This window comes from Burkholderia aenigmatica (assembly GCF_048627025.1).
In the GTDB taxonomy this organism is placed as follows: Bacteria; Pseudomonadota; Gammaproteobacteria; order Burkholderiales; family Burkholderiaceae; genus Burkholderia; species Burkholderia aenigmatica.
Genome location: NZ_CP184470.1, coordinates 189,054 through 200,481, shown reverse-complemented (window position 1 = coordinate 200,481; position 11,428 = coordinate 189,054). Strand labels below are relative to the sequence as shown.

13 protein-coding genes are annotated in these 11,428 nt (G+C 64.6%); 4 read left to right on the top strand and 9 right to left on the bottom strand.

Annotated features, from left to right (window positions below; all coding sequences use genetic code 11):
• The first annotated feature begins 81 nt into the window (after positions 1-81).
• The 3 genes from ACN8ZM_RS33305 (at position 82) to ACN8ZM_RS33295 (ending at position 3,231) form a co-directional block, all read left to right on the top strand.
• A complete protein-coding gene (locus ACN8ZM_RS33305; protein WP_420213123.1) occupies positions 82-891 on the top strand; it encodes an alpha/beta fold hydrolase in 810 nt (269 codons plus the stop codon).
• Positions 892-1,872 carry a helix-turn-helix domain-containing protein gene (locus ACN8ZM_RS33300; protein WP_420213122.1) on the top strand — a complete coding sequence of 327 codons (981 nt, stop codon included), beginning with the start codon at positions 892-894 and terminating at the stop codon, positions 1,870-1,872. It abuts the gene before it with no gap.
• Between the two features lie 108 nt (positions 1,873-1,980).
• Positions 1,981-3,231, top strand: coding sequence for an MFS transporter (locus ACN8ZM_RS33295; protein ID WP_420213121.1), 1,251 nt, complete (start codon positions 1,981-1,983; stop codon positions 3,229-3,231).
• A 203-nt stretch (positions 3,232-3,434) separates the two neighbouring features.
• On the opposite strand, the gene ACN8ZM_RS33290 is transcribed toward ACN8ZM_RS33295, so the two are convergent.
• The 9 genes from ACN8ZM_RS33290 to ACN8ZM_RS33250 all read right to left on the bottom strand — a co-directional run bounded on the left by ACN8ZM_RS33290 (position 3,435) and on the right by ACN8ZM_RS33250 (position 10,841).
• Positions 3,435-3,755, bottom strand: coding sequence for a high-potential iron-sulfur protein (locus ACN8ZM_RS33290; protein WP_420213120.1), 321 nt, complete (start codon positions 3,753-3,755; stop codon positions 3,435-3,437).
• Positions 3,756-3,894: 139 nt separating this feature from the next.
• Positions 3,895-4,236, bottom strand: coding sequence for a cytochrome C oxidase subunit IV family protein (locus ACN8ZM_RS33285; RefSeq protein WP_043184330.1), 342 nt, complete (start codon positions 4,234-4,236; stop codon positions 3,895-3,897).
• A 7-nt stretch (positions 4,237-4,243) separates the two neighbouring features.
• Positions 4,244-4,963 carry a heme-copper oxidase subunit III family protein gene (locus ACN8ZM_RS33280; RefSeq protein WP_205821456.1) on the bottom strand — a complete coding sequence of 240 codons (720 nt, stop codon included), beginning with the start codon at positions 4,961-4,963 and terminating at the stop codon, positions 4,244-4,246.
• The gene (locus ACN8ZM_RS33275) at positions 4,960-5,571 is read right to left on the bottom strand and encodes a cytochrome c oxidase subunit 3 (RefSeq protein WP_420213119.1); all 612 of its coding nucleotides are present in this window, start codon (positions 5,569-5,571) and stop codon (positions 4,960-4,962) included. Before ACN8ZM_RS33275 ends, ACN8ZM_RS33280 begins: the two co-directional genes overlap by 4 nt.
• Entirely contained in the window at positions 5,568-7,328 is a 1,761-nt protein-coding gene (gene ctaD, locus ACN8ZM_RS33270) for a cytochrome c oxidase subunit I (protein ID WP_420213118.1), read from the bottom strand. The genes ACN8ZM_RS33275 and ctaD overlap by 4 nt, the downstream gene beginning before the upstream one ends.
• Before the next feature lie 13 nt (positions 7,329-7,341).
• Positions 7,342-8,493, bottom strand: coding sequence for a cytochrome c oxidase subunit II (locus ACN8ZM_RS33265; protein WP_043184325.1), 1,152 nt, complete (start codon positions 8,491-8,493; stop codon positions 7,342-7,344).
• Positions 8,494-8,844: 351 nt separating this feature from the next.
• Positions 8,845-9,360 (bottom strand): hypothetical protein, encoded by a 516-nt coding sequence (locus ACN8ZM_RS33260; RefSeq protein ID WP_089452689.1) that lies wholly within the window; start codon positions 9,358-9,360, stop codon positions 8,845-8,847.
• Between the two features lie 393 nt (positions 9,361-9,753).
• Positions 9,754-10,263, bottom strand: a complete 510-nt coding sequence (locus tag ACN8ZM_RS33255; RefSeq protein ID WP_089452688.1) for a DUF1269 domain-containing protein — start codon at positions 10,261-10,263, stop codon at positions 9,754-9,756.
• 362 nt (positions 10,264-10,625) lie between these two features.
• On the bottom strand, positions 10,626-10,841 hold the full coding sequence (locus ACN8ZM_RS33250) for a DUF3820 family protein (protein ID WP_043184321.1): 216 nt from the start codon (positions 10,839-10,841) through the stop codon (positions 10,626-10,628).
• Positions 10,842-11,155: 314 nt separating this feature from the next.
• Between ACN8ZM_RS33250 and ACN8ZM_RS33245 the strand changes: the two genes are divergently transcribed.
• Positions 11,156-11,344 (top strand): hypothetical protein, encoded by a 189-nt coding sequence (locus ACN8ZM_RS33245; protein ID WP_043184320.1) that lies wholly within the window; start codon positions 11,156-11,158, stop codon positions 11,342-11,344.
• The last annotated feature ends 84 nt before the right edge of the window (positions 11,345-11,428 follow it).

Genomic DNA, 11,428 nt, shown 5'->3' with positions numbered 1-11,428 from the left:
CCCTGGCTTGACCCGTTCGACGACGGAAACGAAACGCCCGCGCTGCGGCGGTCACGCCCATTCCCGGATATTGGATAGCTCATGACGAAGCGCTTTCACGTCAAGTCCGGTCGCGCTGCACTGGCGACCGAAGTCGTCGGTCGTGGCGCCCCGATTGTGTTTCTGCACGCACGCGTCGCGGACCGCCGGATGTGGGACCACCAGATGCGTGAAATCGGCGCGAATCTCCAGGCCATTGCCTACGATCGGCGAGGCTTTGGAGAAACAGCTGCTGAAGCAGAGGCTCATTCTTCCGTCGAGGATCTGATCGCCGTTATCGAGTCGGCGACAGACGGCTCTCCTGCAATACTGGTGGCCTGCTCGCAAGGAGGCGGAATAGCACTCGACGCAGCGCTTCGATATCCGTCACGTGTTCGCGCGCTCGTTCTGGTTGCGCCGAGTGTGACCGGCGCGCCAAAACCAATCCATGCGGCGCAGGTTGACGATTTGATCGCCCGTTTAGCGGACGCTGAGGCCAACGGCCATATTGACGAAGCCATTGCAATACGCGCGAGTCTCTGGCTTGACGGCCCGCTTCAGCACGAAGGACGCGTGACAGGTGAGGCTCGCGCGCTGTTTGACGAGATGAACGCTGTCGCGCTCGGTTTGCCCCCGGCGGGCATGAACGCGGATGCTCCGATTGCATATGGGCGCCTGGCGGAAATTTCCGTCCCGACCTTGGTGATGTGCGGTGATCTTGACCTTCCCGGCATACAGGAGCGCAGTCGTTACGTCGCGAATACCCTGTCTGGCGGCATCTTCCACCCCATAACAGGTACCGCCCATTTGCCGAGCCTCGAGCGGCCTCGGGAGGTCACGGGCAAGATCGTGGATTTCATCGGATCACTGTAATTGTCCGGGAATCGCGGAGGGTACGAAACGCTGACGGAGATTCCGATTTCCATACTTCGAATTTCCCGTTGCGGCCCGTATCCGAAGTTACGTGGCTCCCGGTGCAGTTCCCCTTTCCCGCTTTCGTCCTACACTTCACGGGTTCCTTTTAACCGAAGCGTTGCAATGAACATCGATTTTGACGTCGTCTGCGACAATCAGGGCCACTATTCGAATGGCCCGCATGCCCATCCTTGCGACATGCTGTTTGTCCCGCTCGACGGCATCTTCTCGGTGTCATCGCCACGCCAGGCGCGCGGCGAGGTACTGGCGAGCGGGAGTCTCTGGTTCGTTCCCGAACGGCACATCCATCACGTATCCGCAACGCCCGGACAGCGCCATCTCTGCTACTACCTGAACATCGACAACCTGATGCCGCGGGTCAATGCGGATCTGCACTCGCCCATACGACATTCGGAGAAATGGGGAGCGTCGCTGCTCCTCTCCGACCTGCTGCGCGTGCGTGCGCATCTCGCGCGAAAATCCGGCCCGCTTCTCGGGCCGTACGAACTCGACCTGCTCATTCTGCAGGAGGCCGGTCGCATCATGACGTCCGTCCTGCCGTCGCGCTCGCGCGAGCCGGCGGACATCGTGCGCGAGGTCAGGATTTACATCGGCGAGCACCTCGACGGCGATCTGTCCTGCACGACGCTCGCGCGTCAGTTCGGCACATCCGAGCGGACGCTGTCGAGATGGTTCCAGGCCGAACAGGGTCGCTCGATCGGCCAGTACGTACTCGATACACGCCTCGTCGAAGCGAAGCGCCTGCTCGTCTCGACCACCTTGCCGGTAGTCGACATCCAGAACACCGTGGGCTTCGCTTCGGCCCCTCATTTCGCCTACTCGATGCGCAAGGCCTTCGGCCTGTCGCCGCGACATCTGCGGCGCCGTGGCGCGTCCGAGTGGCAGGAAATCGACAGTCCTGGCCTGTCGACGACATAACGCATCGACGCTCCCCCTTACGCTCTGAATGCTGACGCTCGCGGCTCGACCGCCTCGCGAGCCCGCGTCAGCCGGAATTCGCATGAGCCTTGGAACGGAGTTGTCCGGTTGAAGTCAGCAGATTATCGGTGGTACGTGCTTGGCGTATCGACACTGACGCAACTGACCGCGGCGCTCGCGAGTCAGGGAATCGGTGTGTGGGGCACGTTCGCGCAGAAGACGTTCGGACTTTCGCTCGGCCAGATCGGCGGCCTCGCAACATTCTCGAACGTCGCCCCCATTCTCGGCCTCGCACTCGTCGGGCGCGTGCTGGATCAATACGGAGAGCGCTGGCCCGTCGTCCTCGGCCTGGCGATATTGAGCGTCGCGATGACGCTCGTTGCGCTGTCCTCCGGCTATGGGGGGCTGGTCGCCGGCATGCTGATGATCGGCGTCGGCTACAGCCCGGTTCAGCCGGGCGGCAGCCGGGCGATCTATCACTGGTTTCCGCCCGGCGAGCGCGGGCTCGCGATGGGTATCAGGCAGGCTGCGCTTCCGCTTGGCGGCGCACTGGCGGCCGCGCTCTTCCCCGCACTGCTCATCCACACGGACTGGGCGCGCGCGATGCTCGGCGCGAGCGCCGTGCTCGCGACATCGGCGATCGTGTACGGCGCCGTTTTCCGAAATTCGCCCCGCCACGCACAGCGTGCATCCGCGTCGGCCCGGCGTGGCCTGATGCCCCATCTCCGCGACGCCGGATTCCGGCGAATCTCCGTCGTCGGCGCAGTGCTCGTCGGCGCGCAAACCGCGATCTCGATTTTCTGGGCGATCTTCGCGCAGCGTCGTTTCGGTTATTCGCCGACCGATGCCGCGTGGGTGCTGTTCATCGTGCAGTTGAGCGGCTCGGTAGGCCGGATCGCGCTGTCGGCCATCAGCGATCGCGTCGCCGACGGCAAGCGCCGGCTCGTCACGCTGTGTCTCGGCGTGACGCCCGTTGCGCTGATCACCGCGGCTTCGCTTCCAGCGTATTCGGCACCTTGGGTCGTCGGCGCGTTCTCGGCGCTGATCGGCGTGTGCTGTTTCGGCTGGTACGGACCCTGGGTGGTCTGGCTGTCGGACAGCGCAGAGGATGGGCAGGTCGGTGAAGTGCTCGGTGCGGCGATGGCCATCAACCAGATTGCGATTGCGTCCGTTCCCGCGATGTTCGGTTTCGTCTCCGACATCGTGCCCGCCCCTGCACTACCGTGGTACTGCATCTCCGGTCTGCTCGGCCTCGCTTTCGCCTGGACGTTTCGGGCATCGTTGAAAGAACGCGGCGCATCGCCTGCCGGCGGCAGCACCGATACGCGGAACGCGAGGAAGTGCCAGCCTTTGCGGTGACGCGACCTGAAGGCACGACGCGCGCACGCAAGTCACTCGCTCATGCGCACTGTGATCGACATTGCCGTGTGGCAGTGTTCCGGTGTGAAAGCGATCTCGGGAGACAGAGAATGTCGACGACGAATCATGGACAGTCTCACACCCCTGAAAGAAATCCGGCAAACCATCCTGCATGCAAGTGGAATCAGGCCATCCCTCCTTCGCTACGCCTTTTTCGTATAAGTGTTGCACCAGCCTTTCGCATTGACCTGCTTGCCGCCGAAAATCGCGCACGGCCCCGTCGTGGCGCCGGCCTTGCCCTGGAAGAACTGGCAGTTCGCACAGGCCTCGCCCGCCTGGAATTTCGGGTACTTCGCATGGTCGACCCGGCTGGCATCCGCCTTGTAGCCGAGGGCCACGGCGTTCGCGTCGGTTTCCTGCACGACACCGGCACCGGCATCTGCCGCCACCGCGCGGCGTCCGACAGCGAGCGCGGAGGCGAGAACGGTGGTCACTGCAATAAAGCGTCGGCGTGAAAATTTCATGGGGTCCTCCCTTCAGGTTTGCATGAACGGATGTCCGGGAAGCGTCGTTCCGCTCCGAAACAGCGTCCGCCGATGGCGCACGTATCGTGCCCATCGTGATGCGAGGCGCCCCTCGGCCAACGCACGACCAGCGAAGCCATCAGCGAAAGAACAACTCCCGCATCCCGAACGTGTGATGCGCTTCCGCCGCCATCAGCACCATGAGCACCAGCAGGCACAGCGGCGGGATCAGGATCGCGTACACCAGCGCCAGCCGCTCCCACATCATGTGCATGAAGATCGACACGATCAGCCCGGCCTTGGCGATCATCAGCACGACGATCAGCACCCAGCGCATCAGGCCCTGCACGTTGAAGTAGTCGACCAGGTACGAGAACGTGCTCAGCACGAACAGCAGGCCCCAGATCTTCAGGTAGAGGCCGATCGGATGCTGCTGGCCGTGCGCGGCGTCGGGTCGATCGGCGGGATCGGTGTGCTCCATGGCTGCCTCACCACAAATAGAACAGCGCGAAGATGAACACCCACACCAGGTCGACGAAGTGCCAGTACAGGCCGGCAATCTCGACGATCTGGAAGTTGCCGTGTTCGGTGAACCCCGGCTGCAGGATCTTGCGTGCGATCAGCAGCAGGTAGATCACGCCGCAGGTCACGTGAAAACCGTGGAACCCGGTAATCGTGAAGAAGCACGCGCCGAACTGCGCCGCGCCGAGCGGGTTGCCCCACGGGCGGATCCCTTCACGAAAGATCAGGTTGCTCCATTCGAACGCCTGCAGCGACAGGAAGGTCGCGCCCAGCAGCGCGGTCGCCAGCAACAGCGCGGCGGCGGGCCGTGCGTTGCGCCGGTAGCCGAAGTTGACGGCCATCGCCATGGTGCCGCTGCTGCTGATCAGCGTGAACGTCATGATGGCAATCAGCAGTAACGGCACCTCCACGCCGCCCACGGTGAGCCCGAACACCTTCGCGGTATCGGGCCACGGCGCCGTGGTCGACATGCGCACCGTCATGTAGCCGATCAGGAAGCTGCTGAAGATGAAGGTGTCCGACAGCAGGAAAATCCACATCATCGCCTTGCCCCACGGCACCCGGAAGGCTTCGCGGTCGGACGACCAGTCCGTGACGATGCCGCGCCAGCCATCGGGTCGCGCGTCGGCGGACGAGGCCGCAGGCGATTCGGCCGCGGATTCGGTATGGACCGTGGGCGCGGTCATGGCGCGGCTCCATACAGCGGCCCGCAGATCGCGGCGACGATCCCGGGGGTCAGCCACCACATCGCCGCCAGCAGCACGAGCCAGACGGCGAGCAGGAAATGCCAGTAGAGCGCGCACAGCGCGATGGCCCGTTGGGCCCGGAACGGGTCTGCGCGCCGGAGCTGCGCCATCGTCACGCCCCACGCCGCCAGCCCGCCCAGCACATGCACCCCGTGCAGGCCGGTGAGCAGGTAGAGGAAGCTGTTGGACGGATTGACGGTGACGGTCTCCCCGGCCGCCGCCAACATGTGCCACGCAGTCAGTTGCCCGATCACGAACACGGCCGCCAGCACGCCGCCGGCTAGCAGCCACACCGTGCGGAACAGGCCTATCCGCCGGGCACGCTGCATCGCGATGCTGGCCAGCGCCAGCGCGCCGGTGTTCCACCACAGCAGCGCCGGATGCGGGATCGGCTGCCAGTCGGATTCGCGCATGCGCATCGCATAGGCGAGCAGCAGCAGCGAAAACAACGTCGTGACCACCGCCATGAACACGGCCAGCCCCGTGCGGCCCGCATTCGGCAAGCCGGGTGGCGCATCGGGAACGAAGGGGCGCGGCAGCGTGGTCATTCGCGGGCCTCGCCGGGGTGCAGCGTCGGGTGGGCGGCTTCAGGTTCAGGCGCGGTCGCCGGCGGCTGGTTCTGCGGCACGAAGTCTTCCTCCTGCCCCGGCGGACTGTATTCGTATGCCCAGCGGTAGACGACAGGAAGCGCCGCGCCCCAGTTGCCGTGCACGGGCGGCGTTTGCGGCGTCTGCCATTCGAGCGTGGTGGCCCGCCACGGGTTGCCGTCGGCACGCCGGCCGCGCACGAGGCTCCACGCCAGGTTGAACAGGAACAGCAGCTGCGCCGCCGCGACGATCAGCGCGACGATGGTGATGAACGTGTTGAGCGTCTGCGCCGAATGCGGAATGAAGCTGTAGCCCTGATACGCGTAATACCGCCGCGGCATGCCGAGGATGCCGAGATAGTGCATCGGGAAGTAGATCGCATAGGTGCCGACAAAGGTGATCCAGAAGTGCGCGCGCCCGAGCGTGTCGTCGAGCATGCGGCCCGTCACCTTCGGGTACCAGTGGTAGAGGCCGCCGAACACCACCAGGATCGGCGACACGGCCATCACCATATGGAAGTGCGCGACCACGAAATACGTGTTCGACAGCGGGATGTCCACGCTCACGTTGCCGAGGTAGAGCCCGGTCAGCCCGCCCAGCACGAAGGTGCTGATGAAGCCGATCGCGAACAGCATCGGCACGGTCAGGTGGATATCGCCGCGCCACAGCGTCAGCACCCAGTTGTAGACCTTGAGCGCGGTCGGGACGGCGATGATCAGCGTGGTGGTGGCGAAGAAGAAGCCGAAGTACGAATTCATGCCGGCGATGAACATGTGGTGCGCCCAGACCACGAAGCTCAGCGCGCCGATGATGACGATGGCCCACACCATCATCCGGTAGCCGAAGATGCTCTTGCGCGCATGCGTGCTGATGAGATCCGACGCGATGCCGAAGGCCGGCAGCGCGACGATGTAGACCTCCGGATGCCCGAAGAACCAGAACAGGTGCTGGAACAGCAGCGGGCTGCCGCCGGCATGCTTGAGCGTCTGCCCCATCGACACCACGGACGGAATGAAGAAACTGGTGCCGAGCGTCCGGTCGAACAGCATCATCACCGCCGACACGAACAGCGCCGGAAACGCCAGCAGCGCCATAATGGTCGCGATGAAGATGCCCCACACCGTGAGCGGCATGCGCATCAGCGTCATGCCGCGCGTGCGTGCCTGCAGCGTGGTGGTCACGTAATTCAGGCCGCCCATCGTGGCCGCGACGATGAAGATCGCCAGCGACACGAGCATCAGCACGATGCCCCATTCCACGCCCGGCGTGCCCGGCAGGATCGCCTGCGGCGGATACAGCGTCCAGCCCGCGCCGGTCGGCCCACCCGGCACGAAGAAGCTCGCCACCAGCACCAGCACGGCCAGCAGGTAGACCCAATAGCTCAGCATGTTGAGAAACGGGAACACCATGTCGCGCGCGCCCAGCATCAGCGGGATCAGGTAATTGCCGAAACCGCCCAGGAACAGCGCCGTCAGCAGGTAGATCACCATGATCATCCCGTGCATGGTGACGAACTGGTAGTAGTGATTCGCGTCGATGAACGCGAACTTGCCCGGAAAGCCGAGCTGCAACCGCATCAGGTCCGACAAGACGAGGCCGACCAGGCCGATCGCGATGGCCGTCAGCGCGTACTGCACGGCGATCACCTTGTGGTCCTGGCTCCACACATAGCGGGTCCAGAAGCTGTGCGGGACGTGGTCGGTGTGCGCATAGGTCATGGCATCTGCTCCGCTACGGCCGGGCCGCGGTACTGGCGGGCGGCGTCCCGCCCTGCGCCTTGATATAGGCCACCAGCGCGGTCAGTTCCTGCTCGCTCAGGTCGAAGTGCGGCATGATCGGCGAGAAGCCCTTCACGACGCGGGCCGTCGGATTGCGGATGAACGCGCGCAGATAGGCTTCGTCCACCTTCGCGGTGCTGCCGTCGGCCATCGTTTCGGTCTTGCCGTACAGGCCCTTCCAGGTCGGGCCGACGAGCGGGCTGCCGTCCACGGTATGACAGGCGACGCAACCCTTGCCTGCCGCGAGCGTCTTGCCCAGGTTGACAAGCGCCTGCGCGCTGCCGCCGGCAGCCGCGGGTGCGGCCTGCACGTGGGCCAGCTGCTGCTGCGCGAACGTGGTCTGCTGCGCCAGCCAGCGCGAGAACGCGGCTTCGTCTTCCACCACCACCACGCCGCGCATGCTGGAGTGCCCGATCCCGCAGAGCTGCGCGCACAGGATGTCGTAGCGCCCCGCCTTGGTCGGCGTGAACCAGAAGGTGGTCACCATGCCCGGCACCATGTTCATGCGCGCGCGGAACGGCGGAACGTAGAAATCGTGCAGCACGTCGCGCGACCGCGTCAGAACCTGGATCGGCCGGTTGAGCGGCAGGTGCACCTCGGGTGTCTCGATCAGGTAGTTGTCACGGCCGTTGGGGTCGGCGGGGTTCAGGCCGAACGGGTTGTCGTTGCTGATGTAGCGCACGTCCGTCGTGCCCAGCTTGCCGCCGGGGCCGGCGAAGCGGAAGCGCCATTGCCATTGCTGGCCGAGCACTTCCATCTGCAGCACGTTGCGCGGCGGCCGGATGTAGTCCGCGTAGACGAACAGTCCCGGCGCCAGCAATGCCGCCACGCCGACGGCGGTCAGGCCGATCAGCCACCATTCCAGCTTCCGGTTATGCGGTTCGTAGGCCGCGCGATGCCCGCTGCGGTGGCGATAGCGCACCAGTGCGACCACGATGAACAGGTTGATGGCGATGAAGAATGCACCGGTGATGACGAGCGTGATCGTCAGCATGTCGTCCATGCGCACCCAGTTCGACGCGATCGGCGTGATCCACCACGGACTGGCAAAGTGAAACCCCACCGCCAACAGGATGATCAGGACCAGGGCAATCGCAAGGGCCATAGGCCGCCTCGCTGCGTGTCACCCGCCGGAGCCGCGAACGCGCGCTCCAGGCGTCAACGTGCCGCCTTGCCGTCTTTCGTCTTGTTATTTTGGCGGCAGTCTGCCAGGACCGATTCGTCTGGCGTTGCAGGCGGCTCTAAAGAAAAGGTAGTTCGCTCCTCCCTATCGCGCAAGACAGTGGAAGCGCGAAGCGCGCCCCGGTACGAGCCGCGCGAACGACGGCGTCGAGTGGTTGCTTCACGTGCGGCAATGCCATGCGAAACGGCCACCTCCGGCGTCAGTTGCCGAGGCGGCCATCGCTCGATGGGCACCGGTTATTCAGGGCCGGCGCATCGGGAACAAAACGCCGCGTCAGTCCGCCGCGTTCTGCCTGCGTCGCCGTTCCAGCATGCCGTAGGTGACAGCCGCCACCACGCCGAACAGCAGGTTGGCCAGCAACGGTCCGGAACCGCGTTCCGAGATGAACCACGGGAACACGGCCGTCATCACGTAGAAGTTCCACCCATACGCGACGAGCCCGAACGCCAGCCCGATGACCGCCTCCATGCCCACGCTCGAATCGAAGCGGAACGGCGCCATGATCGCGGCGAGGATCATCCCCATGATCGCGCCGAGCACGTAGTGCAGGAACAGCGCCAGCGCGACGATTTCGAGGTTGAATTGCGACATCTGACCGAGCGCGCTGCGGCCCATCACCATCGCCGCGATCTTGTGGGTCGGTTGCCACGGGCTTTCACCGATCACGAGGGTCGACCAGAAGAATTCCAGCGCGATCACCAGCGCACCGCCCGCAAGACCGGCCACGGCGGCGCAAAGCCAGTCGGGTGTGCGACGCTCCCAATGGTGTGATTGAATGTGCAGTTCCATACGACCTCCTTGCTGACGGTTCCACTTCAGCAATCATGTTCAGAAGGCACCACGCGCGTCGGGTCACGGCACGTCCCTTGCGCACTTCGTCATGGAAGACAGGACTCCTGACGCAAGGGTCAGAAGCCCAGCGCGGTGCCTCGCACCGCGACACGCCGCACCCCGTTCGGCATCGGCGTGTCGGCAGGCAGTAGGCGCGCGGTGTTGTTCTGTTGGTTCACCGGTCAGGAACGACGCTGATACGCCGTGACGAACACAGCGCACCATGCAGCAACGCCCGAGCCGCCCGCGTCGAGACGCCCGAGCCTGTCGCCCTGGGTCGCGGCAATGCGATAGCGCGCCTGGCGATGCGCGTCGACGCGCTCGGGCGTCGTGCGTGCCGGTATTCTCGTTTCAGGGGAAGATCGGTGTCGTAGGCTCCCCACCCTCCAGGTCGGCCGTCGGAAAATGCTGGGCGACCATCTGCTCGATTTCCTGCTCTCGCAATGGCGGTACGTCGGCCATGATCAGGATCTGGCCTTCCTTGATCGCTTCACGAAATCGCTCGAGTCGCGCGTTCGGCTCGGCGATGCCGATCATCGCGGCCGTCCACGCGCCGAAGCCCGCCCCCATCACCGTCAATGCGACGACGGCGCCGCCCGCGATCACGAGCTCCGCAGGGGGGAACACCAACGCGACGAGGCCGATCAGCGCGCCCGTCGCACCGCCGAATGCGACGCCGCGCTCCAGCGCATGCACGACATCGCTGCTCTGCAGCAACGATGCTTCGGGCAACTGATCGAGTGTGACGCTGTGATTCGCGAGAACGTGGATATGACGCCAGATGATGCGCGCGCGCAGCAAGTCATCGACGATTGCCTTCGCCATCGGCGTATCGGGTACGAGGAAATAAAGGCGTCTCATGTTGGCACCCCTTTTTGCCATCAACGACTCTTTTCATTTTATGTCAGCATTGGCGACGCGCTAGGTGCTTGCGGGTCAGTACCGACGCCGAATGCGCGACGCAAGACCTGTTGCAGCGCACGCACGATACGGTCTGGCGACCTGCTGCAAGGCAGGCACCACGAGCAACGTCAAGCATGGTCCTTCTTGCCGAACGACAGACACCGCCATGCGCCCGGGCTGTGCCGAACGTCCGATCACCGCGGCCCGATGCGGTCGTTCAACCCACGCGGCAGGGAGCTGGACAGGAGCGGTTGTCGCCGATCGCCGTCGATCGATGCGGGGCCCGCGTGGCACGCTGGGTCATTCGCCCCTGATTGACGCTATCCGCGCTTGCGCAACGGCTCCAACAAGTCGCGCAGGCCGTTGTGATCGATCTCGTGCATCAGCGCGAGCTGCCGGCCGATCTCGCCGCGCGGGAACCCTTCGCGGGCCAGCCAGTTGAGGTAAGGCCCGGGCAGGTCGGCAATGAGCCGCCCCTTGTATTTTCCGAAGGGCATGGTGACGGTGACGAGGTGTTCGAGGTCTGGATTTTGCATGCGGGTATTGTGCACGGCTTTCCGCTCGTGTCGCATGCCGAGCGATTGAAGGTCGGGATTTCGGCCCTTCGCGGGAGACGGATTCGTGACGCAGCGCCAGGTTGACGGCAATCGATCACCTCCGGCCAGCGGCGGCCCATTACCCGCCGGATCGAGCACCGGCGGATACGGATGAGTCGGCCGGATTGACGCGTGGACATTCGTGGCGGCAATACCGCCTTCAACGACCTCGACCAAAGGACGCTGCAAACCGCCTGTGCCCCGTTTCTGGCCTGCTAGACTGGAATTCCCCCCTGCAAACGATGGAGGGAATCATGTTGTCCGTCTACGTCGTGAAGACCGGCGAGCAATTCCTGTGCACCGCCGAGGATGGCGATATCGGCATGGCACCGGCGGTTGAAGATGCCACGTCGTTTCTTTCGTACGAGGAAGCGGAAAAGGCAGCGCACGTGCATGCCGACCCCGGATACGAAATCGTGGCCGTCTGCGTGCTGAAACACTGAGATGGCGCCCGCTGCCGGGCGCTCGGCGAGGAAGTGCTGCTCGCGGTTCCGCTGGCGCCATGCGACATGGGTGGCGCGATTGGC